Raw genomic sequence first — 24,388 nt, forward strand, 5'->3', positions numbered from 1 at the left:
ACACAACCCCCGACGCCCCACCCCTCAGGCGCCCTCAGCCCCGAAGAACGGCCCCCACCAACTCCCCCGCGAGAGCAACAGCCGCATCACGAGCCCGAGACGCCTCATCCACCGTCAAGGTCCGATCCAGCGCCCGGAACCGCAGCGCATACGCCAGCGACTTCTTCCCGGCCCCGAGCTGCTCGTCGTTCACATACACATCGAACAGCCGGATCCCCTCAAGAAGCTGACCCGCGCCCTGACGCAACGCGGCCTCCACCTCCGCATGGGCGACCTCCGCGTCCACCACCAGCGCCACATCCTGCGTGGCGACCGGGAACGAGGAGATCCGGGGAGCGCGCAGCACCCCGTCACCCGCCGCGGCGACCGCGTCCAGGTCCAGCTCCATCGCACAGGTCCGCTCCGGCAGCCCGAACGCCTTCACCACCCGGGGGTGCAGCTCACCGGCGTGGCCCACGACCCGCTCGGCACCGTCCACCACGACCGCCAGTTCCGCGCACCGCCCGGGGTGCCAGGGCCCGTACTGCCCCTTGCGGACGACGAGCGAGGCACCGGCCTCCCGGGCGACGACCCGCGCCGCCTCCACCGCGTCGGCCCAGTCGGCCGGACGGCCCCGGCCCCACCAGCCCGCCGCCTCGCGGGCGCCCGCGAGGACGACCGCGACATGGCGGGGCTGCTCGGGCAGCGCGGAGTCCAGCGCGGCGAGCTGCTCGTCCGTCGGCCGCCGGTCCACCGGCAGCGCGGCGGCGGCGATCCGCTCGGCACGCGGCAGGAAGACGAGCCCCGTCTCGAACAGCGCCAGGTCGTGCGAGCCCCGCCCGTCGTTGCGGCGCAGCGCGCCGAGCAGCCCCGGCAGCAGCGTCGTGCGCAGCGCGGGCTCCTCGTCGTTGAGCGGGTTGACCAGGGTGACCACCCGGCGGGCCGGGTCGTCGGCGGCCAGGGCGAGCTGGTCGAAGACGGCCACGCCCAGGAAGGGGTAGTTCAGCGCCTCGACATAGCCGGCGCCGGCCAGCGCGCGGCCGACCCTGCGGTGCAGCCGCTGCCGGTCGGTGAGTCCGCGCCCGGGGTTGGGCCTGGGCAGCGTGGAGGGCAGGTTCTCGTAGCCCTCCAGCCGGATGACCTCCTCGGCGAGGTCGTTGCGCTCCAGCAGGTCGGGCCGCCAGGACGGCACGGTGACGATCAGCTCGTCCTGCCCGTAGACATCGCAGCCGACCTGCTGGAGGCGGCGGACGACGGTCTCCCGGCCGTAGCCGACACCGGCGACCTTGTCGGGGTGGTCGGCGGGCATGGCGATGGTGTGCGGCGCGGACGGGGTGGTGACCTCGGTGACCCCGGCCTCGGCGGTGCCGCCCGCGAGCAGGACCAGCAGGTCCACCGTGCGCTGGGCGGCGGCGGACGCGGCCTGCGGGTCGACGCCCCGCTCGAAGCGCCGGGACGCCTCGGAGGACAGTTTGTGGCGGCGGGCGGTGCGGGCGATGGACACGGCGTCGAAGTGCGCCGCCTCGATCACCACGTCGCTGGTGGCGCCCGCGGTGTCGTCGTGGTCGGCGATCTCGGTGTCGGCGCCGCCCATGACGCCCGCGAGGCCGATGGGACCGCGGTCGTCGGTGATGACCAGGTCCTCGGCGTGCAGGGTCCGCTCGACCCCGTCGAGGGTGACGATCTTCTCGCCCTCGGCGGCCCGGCGGACCCCGATGGTGCCCTGCACCAGCGAGCGGTCGTAGGCGTGCAGCGGCTGGCCCAGCTCCATCATCACGTAGTTGGTGACGTCGACGGCCAGCGAGATCGGGCGCATACCGACCTTCTGGAGCCGCCGCTGGAGCCAGAGCGGGGAGCGCGCCTCGGGGTGCAGCCCGGTGACCGTACGGGCGGTGAAGCGGTCGCAGCCGAGCGGCTCGGCGACCTCGACCGGGTAGCCGAACGCGTTGGGCGCGGGGACGTCGAGCAGGGCCGGGTCGCTCAGCGGCAGACCGTAGGCGATGGCGGTCTCGCGGGCGACACCGCGGAGGGACAGACAGTCGCCGCGGTTGGCGGTGACGGCGATGTCCAGCACCTCGTCGACCAGTTCCAGCAGCTCGATGGCGTCCTTGCCGACCTCGGTCTCGGGCGGCAGCACGATGATGCCCTTGCTGCCGTCGTCGCCCATGCCCAGCTCGTCGCTGGAGCAGATCATGCCGTGCGAGGTCTTGCCGTAGGTCTTACGGGCGCTGATCGCGAAGCCGCCCGGCAGGACGGCCCCCGGGAGCACGACGACGACCTTGTCGCCGACGGCGAAGTTCCGCGCACCGCAGACGATCTCCTGCGGCGCCCCCGTGCCGTTGGCGGTACCGACATCGACCGTGCAGAAGCGGATCGGCTTCTTGAAGCCCTCCAGCTCCTCGATGGTGAGGACGTGTCCGACGACCAGCGGGCCCTTGAGCCCGTCGCCGAGCTGCACGACCGTCTCGACCTCGAGGCCCGCCGAGATCAGCTTGGCCTGGACGTCACGACCGGTCTCGGTGGCCGGCAGGTCGACGTACTCCCGCAGCCAGGAAAGCGGGACCCGCATCAGATCTCCATCCCGAAGGGCCGGGTGAACCGGACGTCACCTTCGACCATGTCTCGCATGTCTTCGACGTTGTGGCGGAACATCAGCATCCGCTCGATGCCGAACCCGAAGGCGAATCCGCTGTACTTCTCCGGGTCGACCCCACAGGCGGTGAGCACCCGGGGGTTGACCATCCCGCAGCCGCCCAGCTCGATCCAGCCCTCGGAGGAGCAGGTGCGGCAGGGGCGGTCGGGGTTGCCGACGGACGCGCCACGGCAGACGTAGCACACCATGTCCATCTCGGCGGACGGCTCGGTGAACGGGAAGAAGTTCGGCCGCAGCCGGGTCTTCATGTCCGCGCCGAACAGCGACTGGACCATGTGGTCCAGGGTCCCCTTGAGGTCGGCCATGGTCAGGCCCTCGTCGATGGCGAGCAGCTCGACCTGGTGGAAGACCGGGGTGTGCGTGGCGTCCAGCTCGTCGGTGCGGTACACACGGCCGGGGCAGATCACGTACACCGGCGGCTCGCGGTCCATGAGGGAACGGATCTGCACCGGGGAGGTGTGGGTGCGCAGGACGACACCGGACTCGGTGCCGCCGTCCTCGCCGCGGACGAAGAAGGTGTCGGCCTCGCCGCGCGCGGGATGGTCGGGGCCGATGTTCAGGGCGTCGAAGTTGAACCACTCGGCCTCGGCCTCGGGGCCCTCGGCGACCTCGTAGCCCATGGCCACGAAGACGTCCTCGATGCGCTCGGAGAGCGTGGTCAGCGGATGCCGGGCACCGGCCGCGACCCGGTCGTGGGGCAGCGTGACGTCCACCGCCTCCTCGACCAGCACCCGGGTGTCCCGCTCCGCCTCCAGTTCGGCCTGGCGGGCGGCCAGCGCCTTGTTCACGGCGCCGCGGGCCTGGCCGACGCGCTTGCCGGCGTCCGCCTTGGCGTGCGGCGGCAGGGCGCCGATCTCCCGGTTGGCGAGCGCCAGCGGGGAGGTGCCGCCGGTGTGGGCGACCTTGGCCTCCTGGAGCGCGTCGAGCGAACCGGCGGCGGCGAAGGCGGCGAGCGCCTCGTCCCGCATACGCTCGATCTCTTCCGGTTTCAACGCCTCGACCTCGACCGGGTCGTACGACTTATTGGGTGCCGACATCTCTTCCCGTGCTTCCGATTCGCTGGCTGAGGGCCCCGTCACCGACTCGTGAGCGAGTCGCACGGCCGGGCGAGGACACAAACGTGCCAAAGGCCGAGTCTAACGGGGTGGGGAGGGACGGATGCGCCCGTGGCCGTCAGGCGAGATACGCCGGAGCCGCCACGGGCAACGTAAATCGGAACTCCGCGCCGCCGCCGGGGGCGCGGCCGACCGTGATGGTGCCGCCGTGGGCCTCCACGATGCCCTTGACGATGTAGAGCCCGAGCCCGGTGCCGCCGCGCTTGCTGCCCCGCCAGAAGCGGGTGAAGACGCGGTTCATGGACTCCTCCGGGATGCCGGTGCCCTCGTCGCTCACGGTGACCGATGTGCCGGTATCCTCCCCCTCCCGGGGGGACGCGGCGGGCGTGACATCGATGGTGACGGTTCCCTCGCCGTGCCGCACCGCATTTTCGATGAGGTTGCTGAGCACCTGGTCGACCTTGTCGGGGTCGGCCCACAGCGACGGCAGCGGCTGCCCGACCCGCAGCAGGAACCGCTCGGCGGACTGTCCGGCGGCCACGTACGCCTGGATGTGCCGGGAGACGGCGGCGCCCATGTCGACGGGCTGGCGGCGCAGCTCCAGGCGCCCGGAGTCGATCCGGGAGATGTCCAGCAGCTCGGCGATCAGCCGGGTGACCCGGTCGGCGTCGGCGTCGACGGTCTCCAGCATCAGCCGCTTCTGGTCGTCGGTGAACCGTTCCCACTTCGCCAGCAGGGTCGCCGTGAACCCCTTCACGGAGGTCAGCGGGGAGCGCAGCTCGTGCGCGACGGTCGCTATCAGTTCGGCGTGGCTGCGCTCGGTGCGGCGGCGCGCCTCGGTGTCCCGCAGCGACACCACCAGCCGCCGCACGGGCCCGGTGGGCTCGTCGCGTACATAGCGGGCGGAGACCAGTACCTCGCGACCGCCCGGCAGCAGCAGGTTGCGCTCCGGCTGGCGGTTGCGGATGGCGAGTCCGCCGTAGGGGTCGGTGAGCTGCCACCAGCGGCGGCCCTCCAGGTCCTCCAGCGGCAGCGCCTTCTCCAGCGGCTGCCCGAGGGCGGCCCCGGCGGGGACTGCGGTGATGCGCTCGGCGGCGCGGTTGAAGCAGACGACCCGGCCGTGCTCGTCGGCGACGACCAGGCCGTCGGGCAGCTCGTCCGGGTCGATGCCGAGGTCCGCGGGCCGTGCGGACGGCCGGGGCGCGGCGGGCCGCCGCACCTGAGACGCTCCCGGCACGCTGCTCGCAGCGACACTCATCCCCGTACCCCACCTCTCAGACAGCGCAGGAGGCCCCCGAGCTGGTCACCCTACTAGGTCCCGGTTACGGTGCGGCAGCCTGCGGCGGCGCGCTGTGCACGGGCGGACGCGTAGAGACATACGGCGGCGGCGGTCGCCAGGTTCAAGCTCTCGGCCCGTCCGTGGATGGGGACGCGGACGACGGCGTCGGCGAGCGCGCGGGTCTCCTCGGGCAGCCCCCACGCCTCGTTCCCGAACACCCAGGCGGTGGGCCCGCCCATGGTGCCCTTGTCCAGCTCGTCGTCCAGATCACGGTCCCCGGCGCCGTCCGCGGCGAGCACCCGCACCCCGGCCCCGCGCAGCCCGACGACGGCCTCCTCGACCGGTACGCCGACGGCGACCGGCAGATGGAACAGCGACCCGACCGAGGCGCGGACCGCCTTGGGGTTGTAAAGGTCCACCGACGCGTCGGTCAGCACCACCGCCTCGGCCCCGGCCGCGTCCGCGCAGCGCAGCACGGTCCCGGCGTTCCCGGGGTCGCGCACATGCGCCAGGACGGCGACCAGCCGGGGCCGTCCGCGCAGGATCTCTGCGAACGGCGTGTCGATGAACCGGCACACCCCCACCAGCCCCTGAGGCGTCACGGTGGTGGAGATGTCCGCGACGACCTCCTCGGACGCCAGATGCACCCGCGCCCCGCCGTCCCGCGCCGCCCCCACGATGTCCGCGTACCGCTCGGCCGCCTCGACGGTCACGAACAGCTCGACCAGCGTGTCGGGCTGCGCCCCCGCCTCCCGCACGGCCTGCGGCCCCTCGGCGAGAAACAGCCGCTCCTTCCCCCGAAAGTTCCGCCTCCCCAACCGCCGAGCAGCACTGACCCGAGGAGACCGGGAGGAGATGAGTTCGGGAGCGCCGGCAGCCATACGGTGATTCACCTTCACGTCGGGTCGGTGGTGTGACAGGGGTCGGTCCTGCGACGGGGTCGGGCCGGTCTAGTGATGCGGGCAGGCGGCGACGCCCTGCTGTTCAGGGCCACAGGGCACGCCCGCTGAGAGCGGACGGCACCCCAGTCCCCCCAGGGGCGCTGGGGGTACCCCCTCTGGGGGAGGAACTGCGCGACCAGCCACACCCCACCCGCACCCGACGACGATCCACCACCACGGAAACAAAGGGACCCGCAGGCATCACAACCTGCGGGTCCAGAAGTCACGCCGGCTCAAGCCAGCGCAGCGCTCACGCGGCCTTGGGCGCGTTCACATCCGCCGGCAGAGCCTTCTGCGCGACCTCGACCAGCGCGGCGAACGCGTTGGCGTCGTTGACGGCCAGCTCGGCGAGGATCTTGCGGTCGACCTCGACGTTGGCGGCCTTCAGGCCCTGGATGAAGCGGTTGTACGTGATGCCGTTGGCGCGGGCAGCGGCGTTGATCCGCTGAATCCACAGCTGGCGGAAGTCACCCTTGCGCTTCTTGCGGTCGTTGTAGTTGTAGACCAGCGAGTGGGTGACCTGCTCCTTGGCCTTGCGGTACAGGCGCGAGCGCTGTCCGCGGTAGCCGGAAGCCTGCTCCAGGATCGCCCGGCGCTTCTTGTGGGCGTTGACTGCCCGCTTGACGCGTGCCACTTGTTAACTCCTTGTAGCGGGGCCGCGGTGGGACTCACACGGCCCGGAAACGATTGGGTCCCGGTCGGAGGTCAGGCGCGGACGACGGTGACTGGACCGTCGGCGCCCGGCGCTCACTTGCCGAGAAGCTTCTTGATCTTCTTGGCGTCGCCCGGGGCCATCTCGGCGTTGCCGGTGAGGCGGCGCGTCACGCGGGACGACTTGTGCTCCAGCAGGTGGCGCTTGCCGGCGCGCTCACGGAGCACCTTGCCGGAGCCGGTGATCTTGAAGCGCTTGCTGGCACCGCTGTGCGTCTTGTTCTTCGGCATAGCGCCGTTATCTCCTCGTCGTGGCGTTCCGGTGCCCGGTCACGGAAACCGGGCACGGTGGAACGTCGTTCTGTCTTTCGGTCTGTCCTGGGACGGGCCGTCCCGGGGTTCACGCCTCGGCGTGCTCCTCCGCGAGGGCCTCCGCGTCGGCGGGGGCTTCCACATCGGCGGGAGCGTCCGCGTCGGCGGGGTTCTGCGAGCGACCGGGGTTCGCCTTGGCGGACGCCTTGCGGGCCTCCTGGGCCTGGCGGGCCTCGGCCATCGCCTCGGTCTTCTTCTTGTGCGGACCGAGGACCATGATCATGTTTCGGCCGTCCTGCTTCGGGTTCGACTCCACGAAACCGAGGTCCTGGACATCCTCCGCGAGCCGCTGGAGCAGTCGGTAGCCCAGCTCGGGGCGGGACTGCTCGCGACCACGGAACATGATCGTGATCTTGACCTTGTCGCCCTGCTTGAGGAACCGGACGACGTGACCCTTCTTGGTGTCATAGTCGTGCGGGTCGATCTTCGGCCGGAGCTTCATCTCCTTGATGACCGTGTGCGCCTGGTTCTTGCGCGCCTCACGGGCCTTCATGGCCGACTCGTACTTGAACTTCCCGTAGTCCATGAGCTTGCAGACCGGCGGACGGGCGTTCGCCGCCACCTCGACGAGGTCGAGGTCGTACTCCTGGGCAAGCTCCAGTGCCTTGGCCAGCGGGACGATACCCACCTGCTCGCCACTGGGACCGACAAGTCGCACCTCGGGAACGCGAATCCGGTCGTTGATGCGGGGCTCGGCGCTGATTGGTCCTCCTCGGATAGCACCACCCGGCCATCTGGCGGACGGCCGCGTACGTCTCTTTGCGTAGACCTAACCGCGCCGAAGCACAAAAAATGCCCCGGACGATCACAGGCGGGGCTCCTCGAACTACCGGAACACCGTCGCGAGGGATCGCGGGGCGTACTTTCGGACGGGCCGCCGCCGGAGGGGCGAGACCGTCTGACCGGTGACCCGCCGCCCGTGAGGGCGGTCAGGTGGGAGTTCGAAGCCTCCACTTGTGGGCCGGGCTCGTGAGCCGCTAGGCATACGTGTCCGGCCGGTCGTCACACAAGGTTAGCAGTTCCCCGGAGCCACGGCGAACCGAGACCCACTGGGGCGGTGTCCCGCGGTGCCCCTAAGGTGAACGCCATGAGTGAAGACACGCCCGACTTCGAAGAGATGACCCGGGACATCGCCGAGGTCCCGGCGGTCGAGGTGATCGTGACCGTCGCGGTCAATCTGATGAGCGCCGCCGCCGTGAAGCTCGGCCTCACGGAGGAGGGCGACAAGCACAAGGACCTGGACGAGGCCCGCAAGCTGATCCACGCCCTGGCGGGTCTGATGGACGGCAGCGCCACCGAGATCAGCTCCTTCCACGCGGCCCCGCTGCGCGACGGGCTGAAGTCGCTCCAGCTCGCCTTCCGCGAGGCGTCCGTGGTGCAGGACGCGCCGGGCCAGGGTCCGGGCGAGAAGTACACGGGCCCGGTCTACGGCTGACCCACGCCCTCCCGTACATACAGGGGCTCGCCCGGTGACGGCGTCCCGGCCGGCAGCAGTGCCAGGTCGAGACCGCGCACCAGGCGGGCCCTCAGTGTGTCGTCCGCCGCCAGCCGTCCGGCGACGGCCCGTGCCGTCTCGGCGGGGTCGGCGGCGGGGTCGAGCACCAGGGCCAGCGTCCCGTCGGCCGTGCCGGGACCGAGGTAGGCCCGGACGACGTCCGGCTCGGCGGCGACCGCGGCCCGGACCGCGTCCGTGACGGCCGGGTCGGCGAGCGGGTCGACACTGGTCCGGCCCTCCGCGAGGGCCAGCAGCGCCCGTCCGGTCAGCTCGAAGGGCACCGGCCCGGCCAGATCCAGCACCACCGTGTCCGCCTTCTCGTGCGCCGCCGCCTGAAGCGCCTGGTGCAGCGGTACGGCGACGGGGCGGGCCGCCGGGTCCCAGCGGGCCAGCGACGCGGTGGAGGTGAAGGCGGGCAGCGCGGTCCGGCCACCGGCCTTGAGGGTCGGCACGGCCATGTCGCTGGTCTTCTCCCGGCGCAGCCCGTTCTCGTCCTCCTCGACCTCCCCAAGCACGGCGACTACAGGGACCAGCAGCCGCGCGCCCTTGAGGGCGGACAGCACCGGGGCGACGGCGGTCCGGTCCCCCGCCCAGGCCGCGAGCGCCGCGCTCAGCCGGGGGTCGGCGGAGCCGTCGTCGTCGGAGAAGCCGGGGTCGGGAATGTTCTTGTTCGCCACGCCCCGACCCTATTCCCGGCGGTGCGGGAGGCGCGGGGCGGGGGCGTCGGGGCGGCCCGCCCGGTGTGCGGTCTCAGGGAAATCTCACGAAACGCTGAGAATACTTTCACCCGGGCTTCACAGGCCGCACAGTCGCCGCCCGCAGCATCGCGGCATGAAATCCCGACGAGACCGACTTGCCGTGCTCGGCGCCGCTCTCGCCACGGCCGTGGTGGCGGCCGGTACGGCGGCGGGCATGGCGCACGCGCTGGCCGACCCCGCCCCCGCCGCCCGGCCCGTATTCTCGGCCACGACCCCGTCGATCCCGGCGGCGAGCAAGGGGACGGTGGAGGCGGTGGTGTCGAAGCCCGCGGTCGACCATGACGCGCTGCTGGCCACCGCGATGGCCGGGGTGCCGGTCGGGGGGAAGGCCCGGGTCTCGGTGGCGGTGCTGGACATGGCGGGCGGCGACCGCGCGGTCTACGGCGACGGCACCGGGTTCGACACCGCGAGCATCGTGAAGGTGGACATCCTGGCGGTGCTGCTGCTCCAGGCGCAGGACGCGGGGCGGGAGCTGACGGCGGCGGAGAAGGCGTACGCGACGGCGATGATCAAGTGGAGCGACAACGCGTCCGCCTCGGCGCTGTGGGACACCATCGGGGGCGCGGCGGCGCTGGACGCGGGCAACGCGCGGTTCGGGCTGACGGACACGCGCGGCGGTGAATCGTGGGGGCTGACCCAGACGACGGCGGCCGATCAGCTGGTGCTGCTGGAGCAGGTGTTCGGGAGCGGCTCGCTGCTCGGCGCGGACGCGCGGGCGTATGTGCGCGGGCTGATGGAGGGGATAGCGGCGGGGCAGCACTGGGGGGTGTCGGCGGTGGCCGACGGGGACGCCTGGGCGCTGAAGAACGGCTGGCTGCCGCGGTCCGCGACCGGGCTGTGGGACATCAACAGCGTGGGGCGGGTGACCGTGGACGGGCGGGAGTACCTGGTGGCCGTGCTGTCGGACGGGAACGTGTCGCAGCAGGCGGGGATCTCGGTGGTGGAGAAGGCGGCACGGGCCGCGGTGTCGGTGTTCGCGGGCACGCCCGCGTAGGACTCAGGTAGGACTCAGGTAGGACTCAGAAGGTGTCGTACTCCCGGCCGCGGCGCCAGATGACGACCGCCGCCGCCAGCAGGGCCGTGCCCGTGCCGACGGCCAGCGGGGTCGCCCAGCCGCCGGTGGTGGAGGAGTCGTCGGGGCGGTCGGGCCCGGGGCCGAAGTACTCCGCGCCGTAGGCCGCCGCCGTGAGGTCGCCCGGGGTGAGCGCGGCGGCCTCGGTGATCGCCGCCGCCGGGTCGACGAAGCCGAAGCCGCGCGAGTCGTCCCGGCCGTCGACGGGGGCGTTGCGGGCGGTGTCCTCCAGCAGCTTCTTGATCTGGGCCGGGGTGAGGCCCGGGTGGGCGGCCTCGACCAGGGCGACCGCGCCGGACACGAACGCGGCGGCGGCACTGGTGCCCCAGCCCTCGTAGTACTTGCCGTCGGGGTCGGCGATGACCACGTCGACGCCGGGCGCGCTGACCGTGGCGTACCAGCGGCGCGTGGAGAAGGAGGCGCGGGTGCCGTACTTGTCGACGGCGGTCGCCGCTATCACGCCGGGGTAGGCGGCCGGGTAGGAGATGTGGTCGCCCTTCTCGCCGCCGTTCCCGGCCGAGGCGACGACGACCGAGCCCTTCGTCAGGGCGTACTGCACGGCCTCGTCCTCGGCGGGTTCGGGGTGGGCGGAGGCCGAGTCGTCGCCGAGGGACAGGTTGATGACGTCGGCGCCCTGGTCGGCGGCCCAGCGGATGCCCTCGGCGAGCGCGTTGCCGCGGGTCTTGCGGGCCTCGGCGCGGGAGGTGTCGCCGTCCTCCAGGATGACCCGGACCGGGAGGATCTTGGCGGCGGGCGCGATCCCGAGGACGCCGTCCTCGCCCTCGTAGCCATGGCCGTGTCCGGCGATGATCCCGGCCATCGCGGTGCCGTGCCGGGCCCAGGCGCGGTCGCCCCGCTCGGCGCCGAAGCCGACCATGTCCTTGCCGGGCAGGACGTTGCCGGCCAGGTCGGGGTGGTCGGCGTCGACGCCGGTGTCCAGGACGGCGACGGTGATGCCCTCGCCCTTGGTGGTGCGCCACGCCTCCTCGGTGTGCATGGCCTCCAGGGCCCACTGCTGGGCGCGGATGCTGTCGGCGTGCGCGGCGGTGGGCGGCACCAGGGTGACCGTGACGGCGGTGAGGACGGCGGTCAGGGCGGCCCGGCCGGTCGTACGGCGGGTCATGACGGCTGCTCCGTGGGGGAGGTGGCGGTCTTGCGCAGGGCGCGTTCGATCCGGTCGGCGAGACCCTTGGCCTCATGGCCGAGGCCCGCCTGGGCGGGGTCGGTGGCGGCGTCGGCGCGCACCGCGTCGGCGGCGGGCTGCGGGGTGTCGACCGCGCGGTCGTCGGTCCAGCCGCTGACGGAGTAGACGACCACCGGGGCGTCGGTGAGGACGTGCACGGTCCAGGAGGCGCGCTGGGCGTCGCCGAACCCGGCGGCGACGGTGTCCTTGGCGGCGTACGGGCGGGGCATGAGGTCGTCGCGGCGCGCCAGGCCCTCGTCCTCGAACCGCTGGGCCAGTGCGCGCATCGCCGTGGCGTCGGCGCCGGTGAAGAGGAGGCCGACGGTGGTGACGAAGCTCTGGGTGGCGTCGGTGTAGGTGGCGCGCAGCAGACGTGCGCAGCCGACGGGGGCGAGGGCGCCCCGCAGCAGCGGGTCGAAGGCGTCGGCGCAGCCGCCGTCCGGGGCGACGGCGACCCGGGTCCAGGTGCGGTCGGCGCCGCCGGGGCCGGCGCCCTTGCCGTCGACGGCGGGCGGGAAGAGCCGGTCGACGGGGACGCTGTGCCACATGTCCCCGGCGGTCGCGTAGGCGTCCCGTTCGCGGGCCGCCGCCGAGTCCTCGGCCAGCCAACTGCCGGTGAGCGCGCCGCCGATCAGTCCGAGGCCGAGCACCACGCAGGACGCGGCGGCGAGGGTGCGGCCCCGCAGCCTGCGGCCCAGCGGGCGGGGGCGGGCGTCGGCGTCGTAGCCCTCGGGGCGGCCGAAGCTGACCATCGGCCGGTCCCCGCCCAGCGCGCTCCAGGAGCGGGCGGGGTCGGGCCCGGGGGGCTGGGCGGGGCGCGGCGGGGGGACGGTCGGCGGGTACGGGCGGTGGGGCGCGGGGTGGAACGGGGGGTGGGACGCGGGGTGGTGGCCGTCGGGTGCCGGGACGGGGCGGAGGCGGCGGGTGCGTTCGCCGGGGGTCTCGGGCGGGATGTGGGGGCGGCGCGGGGGGCGTCCGGCGGTGGGGGCGGTGTCCGGGAAGCGGGCGGAGGCGGGGGGTGGGGGCGGGGCCGGTGCCGGGGAGGGGGCGGTGCCGGGCTCCGAGTCGTCGTCCGAGGCGGACGTAGCGGAGGAGGTGGCGGAGGTGGCGACCGAGGTGGCCGAACCGATCGGGGCGGGCTCGGCTTCCGGGGCGTCCTGGATGTCCGGGGTGTCCTGGGCGTCCGCTTCCGGTGTGGCCGGTTCCAGTGTCGGTGGGGTGGGGCGGGACGGGCGTTCCCAGAGGGAAGGGGTCCGGGGGGTCGGGGTGTTCGAATCCGCGGGGTCCGGGTCGGGGGGCGCGGCGGCGGTCGGCGGACGGGTGGGGTGCGGGGGGACGGAGGGGCGTGGGGGGAGCGGCGGGCGTTGCGCCTCCGTGCTCATGCACCCCCCGTTTCCTGGTGTCCCTGGGCCCGCTCCCACGTGCGCGGACGGTGTGCGTCCGGGCCGGGGTCGTACGCGCGTGCCCGTACGGTCCTCCGCGGGCACGCATACCCGTACGACGGGGACGGCATCCCCGGGCGGGCGCGTACCCCGTGCGTGCGCGTCACTCTACGGGCTGATCCGGCTCGAACGGGAACCAGTCCGCGACCCCGGGGCATCTGCCCGGAACGTCCCCCTACCCTCGGGTAATCGCGTCTGGCAGGCTTCGGTCATGACCGCACGCGCCGCCGACCGGGCCCGCTACGACCGGGCCACCGCACATCTGGACGCCCCGTTCGCGATGGTGGACCTGGACGCCTTCGACGCCAACGCGGGTGACGTCCTGCGCCGGGCGGGCGGGAAACCGGTCCGGGTGGCCAGCAAGTCCGTGCGCTGCCGGGCGCTGCTCGAACGGGTGCTGGCCCGGGACGGGTTCGCGGGGATCATGTCGTTCACCCTCGCCGAGTCGCTGTGGCTGGCCCGTTCCGGGTTCGAGGACGTGCTGCTGGCGTACCCGTCGGCGGACCGGGCGGGGTACGCCGAGCTGGCGGGTGACCCGAAGCTGGCGGCGGCCGTCACCGTGATGGTGGACGACACCGCGCAGCTCGATCTGATCGACGCGGCGCGTGACGGCGGTCGGGAAGTGGTGCGGGTCTGCCTGGAGTTGGACACCTCGCTCAGGCTGCTCGGCGGCCGGGTCCGGATCGGCGCCCTGCGCTCCCCGCTGCACTCCCCCGCCCAAGTCGCCGACCTGGCCCGCGCGGTGACCCGGCGGCCGGGCTTCAAGGTCGTCGGCATCATGGGGTACGAGGGCCATGTGGCCGGGGTCGGCGACGCCGTCGCCGGGCGGCCGGTGCGCTCGCGCGCGGTACGGCTGATGCAGGCGACCGCCCGCCGGGAGCTGGCCGAGCGGCGGGCCGCGGTGGTGCGCGCGGTCCGCGCGGTGGTGCCGGACCTGGAGTTCGTCAACGGCGGTGGCACCGGCAGCGTCCAGTACACGGCGGCGGAGGACGCGGTCACGGAGATCGCGGCCGGGTCGGGGCTGTATGTGCCGCATCTGTTCGACAACTACACCTCGTTCAGCGGGCGTCCCGCCGCGCTGTTCGCGCTGCCCGTGGTGCGCCGCCCCGGGGTCGGTGTGGTGACCGTCCTCGGTGGCGGCTATCCGGCGTCGGGCGTGGCCGGGCGGGACCGGCTCCCGGTGCCGTATCTGCCGCCGGGGCTGCGCTACGACGCCCAGGAGGGGCCCGGCGAGGTGCAGACCCCGCTGCTGGGCTCCCCGGCGGACGATCTGCTGATCGGCGACCGGGTGTGGTTCCGGCACGCCAAGGCGGGTGAGGTGTGCGAGCGGTTCGACGCGCTGCACCTGCTGTCGGGCGACCGGGTGACGGCGACCGTGCCGACGTACCGGGGCGAGGGCCTCACGTTCCTCTGATCCGGGGCCGGGGTCAGTCCGGGGCCGGGGCGCCGAGCGGGCGGATGCCCTCGGTGATCCGGTCCAGGTCGCCGAGCGGCGGCGCGTCCGCGCCCGCGTCGACGACGTACCGGACGAGGACCGGGGCGCGGGTGCCGGTGCTCGACGGGAAGGCGAGGGACTGGACGTAGCCGCCGGGGCCGAGGGCGGTCCGTACCCGCCAGCGCACGTAGTACCCGGCGCGGCCGGCGACCGTGACCGGTCCGGCGGCGATCTCGGTGTGGGACTCGATGCCGCCGTAGGGGCGGCGGTCGAGTTCGTCGCGGTCGTAGGCGGCGTCGGCCGCCGCGCCGATGTCGGCGCGGGCGAGCGCCTCCGGGGAGGTCTCGTCGTTCTCGGTGACCGTCTGGGAGAACACCCAGCCGTGGCGGCACAGGACGCCCTGGCCGGGGCAGTCGTAGGTGGAGCCGGTGCGCAGCACGGAGTTCTCGGGCAGGGCGTCGTCGGCGGGCTCCCAGCCGTCCAGGACCGGGAAGGTGAGCCCGTTGAGGTGGTCGACGACGACGTCCGGGTCCCCGGTGGGGGTGGAGGGCGGCTCGACGCTGAGGGGCGCCGTGGGCGCGGGGCGGGCCTGGGGGCCGGTCGGGTCGGGGGCGCCGTCGAGCAGGAGGATCGCGCCGGTGACGACGGCGGTGACCAGGACCGCGCCCGCCACGGTCATCGCGATGGCCCTGGCCCGTGCGGAGTCGGCGGGGCCGTGGCCGCCGGGGGGCGTGTGGCCGGGTATCGCCTCGGGGGGCGCGGCGCGCCAGTGGTCGGTCCAGGCCGTGCCGTCCCACCACCGTTCGAGGTGCGGGGCCGACGGGTCGCGGTACCAGCCGGGCGGCGGCTCGATGCTCACCCCGGCACTGTAGGACGGCCGTCGGCCGCGCGGCAGGACGGCTACAGCGGTGTGACGTACGCCCCGGAGATCCCGCCGTCCACCAGGAAGTCGGTGGCGTTGACGAACGAGGAGTCGTCGCTGGCCAGGAAGGCGACGGCGGCGGCGATCTCGTCGGCCTCGGCGAACCGGCCGACCGGGATGTGCACCAGGCGGCGCGCGGCCCGCTCGGGGTCCTTGGCGAACAGCTCCTGGAGCAGGGGGGTGTTGACCGGGCCGGGGCACAGGGCGTTGACCCGGATGCCCTCGCGGGCGAACTGGACGCCGAGTTCACGGGACATGGCGAGGACGCCGCCCTTGGAGGCGGTGTAGGAGATCTGGGAGGTCGCCGCGCCCATCCGGGCCACGAAGGAGGCGGTGTTGATGATGGAGCCGCGGCCCTGGCGCCGCATGTAGGGCAGGGCGGCCTTGCAGCACAGGTAGACGGAGGTGAGGTTGACCTCCTGGACCCGCTTCCAGGCGTCCAGGCCGGTGTCCAGGATGGAGTCGTCGTCGGGCGGGGAGATCCCGGCGTTGTTGAAGGCGATGTCGACGCTGCCGTAGGTGTCGTACGCGGTCCGGAACAGGGCCTCGACCTGGTCGGCGTCGGTGACGTCGACCTGGACGAAGAGGCCGCCGACCGCTTCGGCGGCGGCCTTGCCGCTGGTCTCGTCGATGTCGGCGCAGACGACATGGGCGCCTTCGGCGGCGAGGCGGCGGGCGGTGGCGAGGCCGATGCCGCTGCCGGCTCCGGTGATCACGGCCGTGCGGCCGACGAGGCGGCGGCAGATGGTCTCTTCGGTCACTGTGCGGGGCCCTCCGTGCTGGTGCGGCTGTCGCTGATGAAGACGTTCTTGGTCTCGGTGAAGGCGGTGAGGGCGTCCGGGCCGAGTTCGCGGCCGAGCCCCGACTGCTTGAAGCCGCCGAAGGGGGTCCAGTAGCGGACGCTGGAGTGCGAGTTGACGGACAGGTTCCCGGCGCGGACGGCCTGGGAGACGCGCAGGGCGCGGCCCACGTCCCGGGTCCAGATCGAGCCGGACAGGCCGTACTCGGTGGCGTTGGCGAGCCGGATCGCGTCGGCCTCGTCGTCGAAGGGCAGGACGACGGCGACGGGGCCGAAGACCTCCTCGACGGCGACCCGGGCGGTCGGGTCGACGCCGGTCAGGACGGTGGGCGGGAACCAGAAGCCGGGGCCCTCGGGGGCCTTGCCGCGGATGCCGGGCAGGTTGGGGCCGACGTAGGAGCGGACCCGGTCGAGCTGGGCGCGGGAGATCAGCGGGCCCATGTCGGTGCCGGGGTCGGCCGGGTCGCCGACGACGACGGACTCGATCGCGGGGGTGAGCAGGTCGAGGAAGCGGTCGTACACCGGGCGCTGGACGAGGATGCGGGTGCGGGCGCAGCAGTCCTGGCCGGAGTTGTCGAGGAAGGACATGGGGGTGGCCGCGGCGGCGGCCTCCAGGTCGGCGTCGGCGAAGACGATGTTGGGGCTCTTGCCGCCGAGTTCGAGGGTGACGCGTTTGAGCAGGGCGGCGCCCTTGGCGAGGACCTGGCGGCCGACGGCGGCGGAGCCGGTGAACACGATCTTGGCGACGCCGGGGTGTTCGACCAGGGCGTTCCCGGCGACCGGGCCGCGGCCGGGCAGCACCTGGAGGAGGTGTTCGGGCAGGCCCGCCTCCAGGGCGATCTCGGCGAGCCGCAGCGCGGTGAGGGGGGTGGTCTCGGCGGGTTTGAGGATGACGGCGTTGCCCGCGGCGAGGGCGGGGGCGGTGCCCCAGGCGGCGATCGGCAGGGGGAAGTTCCAGGGGGCGATGACACCGACCACGCCGAGGGGTTCGAGGAGGGTGATGTCCAGGCCGCCGGCGACCGGGATCTGGCGGCCGGTCAGGCGTTCCACGCCGCCGGCCGCGTAGTCGAGCAGATCGCGGACGTTGCCCGCCTCCCAGCGGGCGTTGCCGATGACGTGTCCGGCCTCGTGGACCTCCAGCAGGGCGAGTTCCTCGGTCCGGGCGTCGACGGCGGCGGCGAACCGGCGCAGCAGCCGGGCCCGGTCGCCGGGGGCGAGCGCCGCCCAGCGGGCCTGGGCGCGGGTGGCCCGTACGACGGCGGTGTGGACGTCGGCGGCGGTGGCGGCGGGGACGGTCGCGAGGACGCGCTCGGTGGCGGGGTCGAGGACCTGGAGGGTGTCGGGGCCGAGGGTGTCGGGGTCGAGGGTGTGGGGGGTGCTGGGCGGGGGTGCGGGGGTCACTGCGGGGGCCTCACATGCGTTCGAAGGAGCGGCGGCGCTCCCAGTCGGTGACGGCGGCGTCGAAGGCGTCGAGTTCGACGCGGGCCATGTTGCGGTAGTGGGCGACGACCTCGTCGCCGAAGGCGGTCCGGGCGAGGTCGCTGTCCTCCCACAGGGCGGCGGCCTCGCGCAGGGTGGTGGGGACGTGGGCGTAGTCGGCGGTGTAGGCGTTGCCGGGGCAGCCGTCGGGGAGTTCGAGGCGCTGCTCGATGCCGTGCAGTCCGGCGGCGACCATCCCGGCGACGGCGAGATAGGGGTTGACGTCCCCGCCGGGGAGCCGGTTCTCGAAGCGGGTGGAGCCGCCGTGGCCGACGACCCGCAGCGCGCAGGTCCGGTTGTCGTGGCCCCAGGCGACGGCGGTGGGCGCGAAGGAGCCGGGCTGGAAGCGCTTGTACGAGTTGATGTTCGGCGCGTACAGCAGGGCGAACTCGCGCAGGGCGGCGAGCTGTCCGGCGAGGAAGTACCGCATGGTCTCGGACATGCCGTCGGGGTCGGCGGGGCCGCCGGGCATCACATTGGCGCCGGTGGGGTCGGTGAGGGAGAGATGGATGTGGCAGGAGTTGCCCTCACGCTCGTTGAACTTGGCCATGAAGGTGAGGGAGACGCCCTCCTGGGCGGCGATCTCCTTGGCGCCGGTCTTGTAGACCGTGTGCTGGTCGCAGGTGACGAGGGCGTCGTCGTAGCGGAACGCGATCTCGTGCTGGCCGGGGTTGCACTCGCCCTTGGCGGACTCGACGGTGAGTCCGGCGGCGGCCATCTCGTTGCGGATGCGGCGCAGCAGGGGTTCGATCCGGCCGGTGCCGAGCACGGAGTAGTCGATGTTGTACTGGTTGGCCGGGGTGAGTCCGCGGTAGTCGGCGTCCCAGGCGGCCTCGTAGGTGTCCTTGAAGACGATGAACTCCAGCTCGGTGCCGACCTGGGCGGTCAGTCCGCGGGCGGCGAGCCGGTCGAGCTGGCGGCGCAGGATCTGCCGGGGGGCGGCGGCGACCGGGGTGCCGTCGGCCCAGGCGAGGTCGGCGGTGACCATGGCGGTGCCCTCGTTCCACGGCACCCGGCGCAGGGTCTCCAGGTCGGGATACATGGCGAAGTCGCCGTAGCCGCGGTCCCAGGACGACATCGCGTAGCCGTCGACGGTGTTCATGTCGGCGTCGACGGCGAGCAGGTAGTTGCAGCCCTCGGTGCCGTGGTGGAGGACCTGGTCGAGGAAGAAGCGGGCCGCGAACCGCTTGCCCTGGAGGCGTCCCTGCATGTCGGGGAAGGCGAGGACCACGGTGTCGACATCACCCGCCGCGACGAGGGCGTGCAGTTCCTCGATGCCGAGGGGGGGTGTGCGCTCTGCCACGGATGGGCCTCCTTGAGGCTTTGGGAGCCGTCGGAAGCCTTAAGGTATGGCCGCAGACCATTGCTTGGGAAGGGGGCACGGCCGTATGCCGGTGAATCGGGCGGACCCGGCCGCGGACCGGTTGACGCCGGTGCTGCGGCCGGTGCGGGCGGGCAACGGTTTCGAGGAGGCGCTGGAGCAGATCCTCCAGGTCGTACGGCTCGGACTGGTGCCGGACGGGGGGCGGCTGCCGGCCGAGCGGGAGCTGGCGGAGCGGCTGGGGATCAGCCGGGTGACGCTGCGGGAGGTCCTGAAGGTGCTCCAGGACCAGGGGCTGATCGAGTCCCGGCGCGGGCGCTACGGCGGCACGTTCGTGCGGGCCCGCGCGGACGCCGGGGGCGAGGACGAGCTGCGGCGGCGGATCGCCGCGGTGGACATCGAGGACGTGCTGCGCTTCCGGGAGGTGCTGGAGGTGGGCGCGGCCGGGCTGTGCGCGGCGCACGGCCTGCCGGACACGGGCGCCGACCGGCTGCGCGCGGCGCTGGCGGACACCCGGGACGCGCCGCTGGCCGAGTACCGGCGGCTGGACACCCGGTTCCATCTGACGCTCGCGGAGCTGTCCGGGTCGCCGTCGCTGGCCGTGCGGTACGCGGCGGTCCGGGCGGGCGTGAACGAGCTGCTGGACTGCATCCCGCTGCTGGTGCGCAATCTGGAGCACTCCCAGCGGCAGCACGCGGCGGTGGTCGAGGCGGTGCTCGACGCGGACGCGGACGCGGCGCGGGAGATCATGCGGGAGCACTGCGCGGGCACGGCGGCGCTGCTGCGGGGGTTCCTGGCCTGACGGCGGCCTTGCCTTGGGAGCGGGTCGCGGCATAGGTATGGGGCGTAGTCGGCGTAAAGGTATGCGGGCGGACCGTTGCGGACGCCGGAGGCGGTGGGAGGACGGATGACCTGGAGGCCGTTGATCGGCGTCAGCACCTATCTGGAGTCGGAGGTGCGCTGGGGGGAGTGGGCGGTGGCGGCGGCGCTGCTGCACGCCGGGTATCCGCGGCTGATCCAGCGGGCGGGCGGTCTCGCCGCGATGCTGCCCCCGGACGACCCCGGGTATGCCGCCGCGACGGTGGCCCGGCTGGACGGTCTGGTGATCGCGGGCGGCCCCGACGTCGACCCGGCCCGCTACGGCGCCGACCGCGATCCCCGTACGGGGCCGGAGGCGCCGGAACGGGACGCCTGGGAGCTGGCGCTGATCGAGGCGGCGCTGGCCGCCGGGGTGCCGCTGCTGGCGATCTGCCGGGGTATGCAGCTGCTGAACGTGGCCGTCGGCGGCACGCTCGTCCAGCATCTCGACGGCCACTCGGCGCCGCCCGGCACCTTCGGGACGCACCCGGTCGAGCCGGTGCCGGGCACGCGGTACGCGTCGATCGTCCCGGAGCGGACCGAGGTGCCCACCCATCACCACCAGGCGGTGGACGTGCTGGGCGCGGGTCTGGTGCCGTCCGCGCACACGCCGGACGGCACGGTCGAGGCCGTGGAGCTGCCCGGCGCCGAGGGCTGGGTGCTGGGGGTGCAGTGGCATCCGGAGATGGGCTCGGACCTGCGGGTGATGCGGGCGCTGGTGGAGCGGGCGACGGCTGTCGGAGCCGCTGCCTGAGCGAGGCGCGGGCGGCCTCTCCCTGCGGCCGGACGCCTACCGGAGCAACTCCCTGAGCCACGCGAGGGGGGCGTCCCTCTACGCCGGGACGCCTACCGGAGCCGCCGCTTGAGCCAGGCGCGGACGGCGTCCCCCCGTGCCCGGACGCCTACCCCAGCCACGCGCGGACGGCGTCCCCCGCGCCCGGACGCCTACCCCAGCCACGCGCAGACGGCGTCCCCCACGCCCGGACGCCCACCCCAGCCACGCGCGGACGGCGTCCCCCGCGCCCGGACGCCTACCCCAGCCGCCCCCTCAGCCACGCGAGGGCCGCCTCCCCCTGGGCCCGTTGGAAGGGCCGCAGGGTGGGCAGGCCCGGCGGGGCCGGGCGCAGCGCACCGCGCAGGAAGAAGCCGGTGACGCCCGCGAGCGCGCAGGTGACGGCGTCGGGGTCGGCGGCCCGGCCGAGGACATGGCCGGTGAACACCTCCTCCGGGTCGGGTCCGCCCTGGGCCCGTACGCACGGCAGCATCACCAGCAGGTCGAACCAGTCGGCGGCCCGCAGCGCGTGCGGCCAGTCCACGAAGACCACCCCGCCGTCGTCGGTGAGCAGCAGGTTGTCGGCGCGTACGTCGCCGTGCGCGAGGGTGTCCCCGGCGGTGGCGCGGCCGATGGGGGCGGCGAGTTCGGCCAGCTCGGGCAGCCGGTCCAGGACCCAGGGGTCGAGCCGTCCTTCGAGGCCGGGCTCCTCGCCGTCGAGCAGATCACGCCAGCCGGTGTAGGCCGCGCTGAGGACGTCGGCGGCGCGCGGGGCCCCGGCCGGTGCGGGGGTGAGGGTGCGGGCGAGGCCGGTGAGGGCGTCGAGGACGCGGGTCAGTTCGGCGGGCCGCCAGGGGATCGCGGGCTGACGGCCCGCTATCTCCTCCAGGATCAGGGCGACCCAGGTCCCGTCGTCGTACGTGCCGAGCAGCCGGGGTGCCGGGGCGCCGGGCGGGAGCGCGGCGGTGAGGCGGGCCTCGGCGCGGTGGAACCGGGCGGCGGGCCGGTGGGCGGCGCTGACCGCCTTGACGAAGGCGCGGCGGCCGTCCGCGGTACGGACCCGGGCGGCGACCCCGGGCGAGAAACCGCCGGGCTGTGTCTCCGCCCGTACGACGGGGGCGCCCAGCACGTCCGCGACGGCGGCGCGCACGTGCGGCGGAAGGTCGTCCCAGGGCAGTCGGACACCGGTCGCGGACGGAATCATGCCGAGCATGCTGCCCGGCGTCCCCCCGGTCACGCCACCGTTTTGGCCGGACCGGTGACCGGTGGTCAGCTCTCGGCCGCGTCCCGCCAGACGGTCATGTCGAAGGTCAGGAAGCTCATCCCCGGGGTGTCCCACAGGGCGGTGGACTTCGTCTGGACGACGAGCAGGGCGATGTCCCCGTCGCGGTGCCGGACGCAGAACTCGCTGCCCGCCGCGGCGGCGGCCAGCCCATGGCTCCCGGTCCGGGCACCGGAGCCGCCCGTGATCAGGCGGCACTCGTCCAGGGTGGAGCCGCTGGCGCCCACCATCTGGACGATCCTGCTGGTGTCGCTCTCCAGCGCGCAGCCGATCTCCGCGCAGTGGAAGCGGAGGTCGCCCTGGCGGTCCTCGCGCTGATAGGGCCCGGACAGGCTCACCGACCGCTCCTCGTCGACCTCCATCAGCGGATACGCCAGCGGGCTGGGCGTCGGGCTCGCCGTGGGCGCCCCCTGGACGGCGTCCTTCCCCGGCGGCGGCTCCCCCTCCGCCGGGTCCGCCGTCCCGCCCGCCGCCGGGGAGGCGCCCGAGGACGCCGCCGAGGACGCCGCCGGGGACGCCGCCGACGGTCCGTCGCCGTCCGCCCGGCCGAAGCCGTCCCGTACCGTCCAGGCCAGTCCCAGCACCAGGACCGCGAGCACCGCGGTGAGCGTCAGCCAGGTCCGGCGCGTGATCCGGGTCCGCTCCGGTGCGGGGGCGGTCACGGCGACCGGCGGGAGGTGGGGGGCGCTGTGCGGCAGGGTCCTCGCGGGCGCGTCCCGTGCCTCCGTGACCGGCTCCGGCGCGGGCGCCCCCGGCACGGTCACCTCGGGTCCGACGCTCTCCCGCCACCCCTCCGGTCGGGCGTCCGCGCCCAGCCGCTCCTTGCACCAGGCGAGGATCTCCGCGAGCGTGGCCCGCTCCGCCGGGTCGGCGGCGAGACAGCGGGCGATCAGCGGGCGCAGCTCCTCGGGGAGTCCGGTGAGGTCGGGGCGGGAGTGCACGATCCGGTAGAGCACGGTGGCGGCCGGGCCGTCGCCGTACAGCGGTCGGCCGAGGGCGGCGTACGCGGCGGTCTGGCCGAGGGCGAAGACGTCGGTGGCGGTCGTGGTGCCGCCGCCGACGGCCTGCTCGGGGGCCATGTACTGCGGTGTGCCGATGGTGGCCCCGGCGGCGGTGTGGGAGGTGACGTCGGCGGCGTGCGAGATACCGAAGTCGATCACGCGCGGGCCGTCGGCGGCGAGCAGCACGTTGGACGGTTTGAGGTCGCGGTGCACGATCCCGGCGCCATGGATGGCCTGGAGCGCCTCGGCGATCCCGGCCGTCAGCCACAGCACGGCGGACACGGACAGCGGTCCCCGGTCACGGACCGCCTCGGACAGGGCGGGGCCGGGGACGTAGAGGGTGGCCAGCCAGGGCGGGACGCCGTCCGCGTCGGCGTCGACCAGTTCCGCGGTGTAGGCGCCGCGGACCCGGCGGGCGGCGGTGATCTCGCGGCGGAACCGGCGCCGGAAGTCGGGGTCGTCGGCGAGTTCCGGCCGGACCACCTTGAGGGCGAGGGGCCGTCCGCCCGGGGTGTGCGACAGATAGACCCGGCCCATGCCCCCGGCGCCGAGCCGGGCGACCAGCCGGTATCCGGCGACCTGTGCTGGATCGTCCGCCTGGAGTGGCTGGAACACATCGCTACGCTGCCGCATCGGCCCCCCGATCCCCCGAACTGCTGTACGCAAGTCACCCTAAGCTAACCGCGGGTCAGGGCCAGCAGGTCCCTCGCCGGGCCCACCGGGCGGTGTCCCGTCGGCCAGACCGCCCGCAGGTCGCGGGCCAGGGCGGCGCCCTCGACGGGCACGCTCACCAGGCGGCGCAGGGCGAGTTCGTCCCGGACGGCGAGTTCGCTGAGCACCGAGGGCCCGGCGCCGCCGACGGCCGCCGCCTTGACGGCGGTGGTGGAGGACAGCTCGATCAGCGGCCGGGCGAGCCCGCCGAGCGCGCTGTCCAGGACCTGCCGGGTCCCGGACCCCCGTTCGCGCAGGATCAGCGGGGTCGCGGCGAGTTCGGCGGCCTCCAGGGGACGGCCGCGCCGGGCCCACGGGTGTCCCGGGGCGGTGACGACGATCAGCCGGTCATGGGCGATGACCACGGAGTCGAGACCGGCCGGGACGGTGAGCCCCTCCACGAACCCGAGGTCGGCCTCGTCGGCGAGCAGCAGGGCGGCGACGGCCGCGGAGTTGCCCGCCTGGAGCGAGACCGCCGTGTCCGGCCGCTGGGAGCGCAGCGCCAGCAGCCAGCCGGGCAGCAGATACTCGGCGATGGTCATGGACGCCGCCACCCGCAGCCGGGAGTCCCGGCGGTCGCGCAGCGCCTGGGCGCCCACGTCGAACGCCTCGGCCGCCTCCACCACCCGGCGCGCCCAGTCGGTGACCAGCGCCCCGGCGTCGGTGAGCCGCGAGCCGCGCGGCGAACGGTCGACCAGAGCCACCCCGAGCTGGCGCTCCATGGACCGCAGCCGGCTGCTCGCGGCGGGCTGGCTGACGCCCAGTTCCCGGGCCGCCGCGCCGAGGCTGCCGAGCCGGGCCACCGCGAGCAGCAGCTCCAGCGCCCCGAGGTCCGGCACCCGGTGGGCCAGCCCGCCCGCCCGGTGCGTCTGCCCGGACCGCTCCTCCACACCGCTCATAACCCCAGCTTATGCCGCCATAGGGTGCG

General features: G+C 74.1%; 22 protein-coding genes. 5 read left to right on the top strand and 17 right to left on the bottom strand.

The window, feature by feature from the left end; all coding sequences use genetic code 11:
• Window positions 1-34 precede the first annotated feature (34 nt).
• From pheT to infC, 7 genes are all read right to left on the bottom strand, one after another.
• Window positions 35-2,548 (bottom strand): phenylalanine--tRNA ligase subunit beta, encoded by a 2,514-nt coding sequence (gene pheT, locus AB0D49_RS10360; protein WP_362753937.1) that lies wholly within the window; start codon window positions 2,546-2,548, stop codon window positions 35-37.
• A complete protein-coding gene (pheS, locus tag AB0D49_RS10365; RefSeq protein WP_362753940.1) occupies window positions 2,548-3,669 on the bottom strand; it encodes a phenylalanine--tRNA ligase subunit alpha in 1,122 nt (373 codons plus the stop codon). Before pheS ends, pheT begins: the two co-directional genes overlap by 1 nt.
• 136 nt (window positions 3,670-3,805) lie before the next feature.
• Complete coding sequence (locus AB0D49_RS10370; RefSeq protein WP_362753944.1) at window positions 3,806-4,945, bottom strand: ATP-binding protein; 1,140 nt, start codon at window positions 4,943-4,945, stop codon at window positions 3,806-3,808.
• A 53-nt stretch (window positions 4,946-4,998) separates the two neighbouring features.
• Window positions 4,999-5,847: an RNA methyltransferase gene (locus AB0D49_RS10375; RefSeq protein WP_362753947.1), complete on the bottom strand. Its 849-nt coding sequence runs from the start codon at window positions 5,845-5,847 to the stop codon at window positions 4,999-5,001.
• A 310-nt stretch (window positions 5,848-6,157) separates the two neighbouring features.
• A complete protein-coding gene (gene rplT, locus AB0D49_RS10380; protein WP_030744620.1) occupies window positions 6,158-6,541 on the bottom strand; it encodes a 50S ribosomal protein L20 in 384 nt (127 codons plus the stop codon).
• Window positions 6,542-6,654: 113 nt separating this feature from the next.
• Window positions 6,655-6,849, bottom strand: coding sequence for a 50S ribosomal protein L35 (gene rpmI / locus AB0D49_RS10385; protein WP_030418114.1), 195 nt, complete (start codon window positions 6,847-6,849; stop codon window positions 6,655-6,657).
• A gap of 109 nt (window positions 6,850-6,958) precedes the next feature.
• A complete protein-coding gene (gene infC / locus AB0D49_RS10390) occupies window positions 6,959-7,633 on the bottom strand; it encodes a translation initiation factor IF-3 (protein WP_362754579.1) in 675 nt (224 codons plus the stop codon).
• Window positions 7,634-8,017: 384 nt separating this feature from the next.
• On the opposite strand from infC, the gene AB0D49_RS10395 reads away from it, so the two are divergent.
• A complete protein-coding gene (locus AB0D49_RS10395) occupies window positions 8,018-8,365 on the top strand; it encodes a DUF1844 domain-containing protein (protein WP_362753951.1) in 348 nt (115 codons plus the stop codon).
• On the opposite strand, the gene AB0D49_RS10400 is transcribed toward AB0D49_RS10395, so the two are convergent.
• Window positions 8,356-9,102 carry an SseB family protein gene (locus tag AB0D49_RS10400; protein ID WP_362753953.1) on the bottom strand — a complete coding sequence of 249 codons (747 nt, stop codon included), beginning with the start codon at window positions 9,100-9,102 and terminating at the stop codon, window positions 8,356-8,358. The genes AB0D49_RS10395 and AB0D49_RS10400 overlap by 10 nt on opposite strands.
• A 154-nt stretch (window positions 9,103-9,256) precedes the next feature.
• On the opposite strand from AB0D49_RS10400, the gene AB0D49_RS10405 reads away from it, so the two are divergent.
• Window positions 9,257-10,177, top strand: coding sequence for a serine hydrolase (locus AB0D49_RS10405; protein WP_362753956.1), 921 nt, complete (start codon window positions 9,257-9,259; stop codon window positions 10,175-10,177).
• A 25-nt stretch (window positions 10,178-10,202) separates the two neighbouring features.
• Here the strand turns inward: AB0D49_RS10405 and mycP are convergent, their stop codons facing one another.
• Together mycP and AB0D49_RS10415 are read right to left on the bottom strand one after the other, a co-directional pair.
• Entirely contained in the window at window positions 10,203-11,378 is a 1,176-nt protein-coding gene (mycP, locus tag AB0D49_RS10410) for a type VII secretion-associated serine protease mycosin (protein ID WP_362753959.1), read from the bottom strand.
• Window positions 11,375-12,820 (bottom strand): hypothetical protein, encoded by a 1,446-nt coding sequence (locus AB0D49_RS10415; RefSeq protein WP_362753962.1) that lies wholly within the window; start codon window positions 12,818-12,820, stop codon window positions 11,375-11,377. The genes mycP and AB0D49_RS10415 overlap by 4 nt, the downstream gene beginning before the upstream one ends.
• A gap of 271 nt (window positions 12,821-13,091) precedes the next feature.
• On the opposite strand from AB0D49_RS10415, the gene AB0D49_RS10420 reads away from it, so the two are divergent.
• A complete protein-coding gene (locus AB0D49_RS10420) occupies window positions 13,092-14,294 on the top strand; it encodes an amino acid deaminase/aldolase (protein ID WP_362753965.1) in 1,203 nt (400 codons plus the stop codon).
• Window positions 14,295-14,307: 13 nt separating this feature from the next.
• Here AB0D49_RS10420 and AB0D49_RS10425 read toward each other — a convergent pair whose 3' ends face one another.
• From AB0D49_RS10425 to AB0D49_RS10440, 4 genes are read right to left on the bottom strand one after another with little or no spacing between them, the layout of a single operon-like run.
• Window positions 14,308-15,168: a DUF2510 domain-containing protein gene (locus tag AB0D49_RS10425; RefSeq protein WP_362754582.1), complete on the bottom strand. Its 861-nt coding sequence runs from the start codon at window positions 15,166-15,168 to the stop codon at window positions 14,308-14,310.
• A 47-nt stretch (window positions 15,169-15,215) separates the two neighbouring features.
• Complete coding sequence (locus AB0D49_RS10430) at window positions 15,216-15,998, bottom strand: 3-oxoacyl-ACP reductase (RefSeq protein ID WP_362753967.1); 783 nt, start codon at window positions 15,996-15,998, stop codon at window positions 15,216-15,218.
• Window positions 15,995-17,437: an aldehyde dehydrogenase family protein gene (locus AB0D49_RS10435; protein ID WP_362753971.1), complete on the bottom strand. Its 1,443-nt coding sequence runs from the start codon at window positions 17,435-17,437 to the stop codon at window positions 15,995-15,997. The genes AB0D49_RS10430 and AB0D49_RS10435 overlap by 4 nt, the downstream gene beginning before the upstream one ends.
• 10 nt (window positions 17,438-17,447) lie before the next feature.
• Complete coding sequence (locus AB0D49_RS10440) at window positions 17,448-18,818, bottom strand: glutamine synthetase family protein (protein WP_362753973.1); 1,371 nt, start codon at window positions 18,816-18,818, stop codon at window positions 17,448-17,450.
• A gap of 85 nt (window positions 18,819-18,903) precedes the next feature.
• Here AB0D49_RS10440 and AB0D49_RS10445 point away from each other — a divergent pair, with 85 nt between their 5' ends.
• Complete coding sequence (locus AB0D49_RS10445) at window positions 18,904-19,638, top strand: FCD domain-containing protein (protein WP_362753976.1); 735 nt, start codon at window positions 18,904-18,906, stop codon at window positions 19,636-19,638.
• Between the two features lie 105 nt (window positions 19,639-19,743).
• The gene (locus tag AB0D49_RS10450; RefSeq protein ID WP_362753979.1) at window positions 19,744-20,448 is read left to right on the top strand and encodes a gamma-glutamyl-gamma-aminobutyrate hydrolase family protein; all 705 of its coding nucleotides are present in this window, start codon (window positions 19,744-19,746) and stop codon (window positions 20,446-20,448) included.
• Window positions 20,449-20,725: 277 nt separating this feature from the next.
• Here AB0D49_RS10450 and AB0D49_RS10455 read toward each other — a convergent pair whose 3' ends face one another.
• The 3 genes from AB0D49_RS10455 to AB0D49_RS10465 all read right to left on the bottom strand — a co-directional run bounded on the left by AB0D49_RS10455 (window position 20,726) and on the right by AB0D49_RS10465 (window position 24,359).
• Window positions 20,726-21,670 carry a phosphotransferase gene (locus tag AB0D49_RS10455; protein ID WP_362753982.1) on the bottom strand — a complete coding sequence of 315 codons (945 nt, stop codon included), beginning with the start codon at window positions 21,668-21,670 and terminating at the stop codon, window positions 20,726-20,728.
• A gap of 65 nt (window positions 21,671-21,735) precedes the next feature.
• Window positions 21,736-23,382 carry a serine/threonine-protein kinase gene (locus AB0D49_RS10460; RefSeq protein ID WP_362753985.1) on the bottom strand — a complete coding sequence of 549 codons (1,647 nt, stop codon included), beginning with the start codon at window positions 23,380-23,382 and terminating at the stop codon, window positions 21,736-21,738.
• Window positions 23,383-23,426: 44 nt separating this feature from the next.
• Window positions 23,427-24,359 carry a LysR family transcriptional regulator gene (locus AB0D49_RS10465; RefSeq protein ID WP_362753988.1) on the bottom strand — a complete coding sequence of 311 codons (933 nt, stop codon included), beginning with the start codon at window positions 24,357-24,359 and terminating at the stop codon, window positions 23,427-23,429.
• Window positions 24,360-24,388: the final 29 nt, after the last annotated feature.

Origin of the sequence: Streptomyces sp. NPDC048290 (assembly GCF_040652095.1) — a bacterium.
In the GTDB taxonomy this organism is placed as follows: domain Bacteria; phylum Actinomycetota; class Actinomycetes; order Streptomycetales; family Streptomycetaceae; genus Streptomyces.

Bases quoted from the DNA above. Each gene is read 5' to 3' on its own strand.
- pheT (WP_362753937.1), bottom strand. From the start codon at position 2,548: ATGCGGGTCCCGCTTTCCTGGCTGCGGGAGTACGTCGACCTGCCGGCC.
- pheS (WP_362753940.1), bottom strand. From the start codon at position 3,669: ATGTCGGCACCCAATAAGTCGTACGACCCGGTCGAGGTCGAGGCGTTG.
- AB0D49_RS10370 (WP_362753944.1), bottom strand. From the start codon at position 4,945: ATGAGTGTCGCTGCGAGCAGCGTGCCGGGAGCGTCTCAGGTGCGGCGG.
- AB0D49_RS10375 (WP_362753947.1), bottom strand. From the start codon at position 5,847: ATGGCTGCCGGCGCTCCCGAACTCATCTCCTCCCGGTCTCCTCGGGTC.
- rpmI (WP_030418114.1), bottom strand. From the start codon at position 6,849: ATGCCGAAGAACAAGACGCACAGCGGTGCCAGCAAGCGCTTCAAGATC.
- AB0D49_RS10395 (WP_362753951.1), top strand. From the start codon at position 8,018: ATGAGTGAAGACACGCCCGACTTCGAAGAGATGACCCGGGACATCGCC.
- AB0D49_RS10405 (WP_362753956.1), top strand. From the start codon at position 9,257: ATGAAATCCCGACGAGACCGACTTGCCGTGCTCGGCGCCGCTCTCGCC.
- mycP (WP_362753959.1), bottom strand. From the start codon at position 11,378: ATGACCCGCCGTACGACCGGCCGGGCCGCCCTGACCGCCGTCCTCACC.
- AB0D49_RS10415 (WP_362753962.1), bottom strand. From the start codon at position 12,820: ATGAGCACGGAGGCGCAACGCCCGCCGCTCCCCCCACGCCCCTCCGTC.
- AB0D49_RS10420 (WP_362753965.1), top strand. From the start codon at position 13,092: ATGACCGCACGCGCCGCCGACCGGGCCCGCTACGACCGGGCCACCGCA.
- AB0D49_RS10445 (WP_362753976.1), top strand. From the start codon at position 18,904: ATGCCGGTGAATCGGGCGGACCCGGCCGCGGACCGGTTGACGCCGGTG.
- AB0D49_RS10450 (WP_362753979.1), top strand. From the start codon at position 19,744: ATGACCTGGAGGCCGTTGATCGGCGTCAGCACCTATCTGGAGTCGGAG.
- AB0D49_RS10455 (WP_362753982.1), bottom strand. From the start codon at position 21,670: ATGATTCCGTCCGCGACCGGTGTCCGACTGCCCTGGGACGACCTTCCG.
- AB0D49_RS10460 (WP_362753985.1), bottom strand. From the start codon at position 23,382: ATGCGGCAGCGTAGCGATGTGTTCCAGCCACTCCAGGCGGACGATCCA.
- AB0D49_RS10465 (WP_362753988.1), bottom strand. From the start codon at position 24,359: ATGAGCGGTGTGGAGGAGCGGTCCGGGCAGACGCACCGGGCGGGCGGG.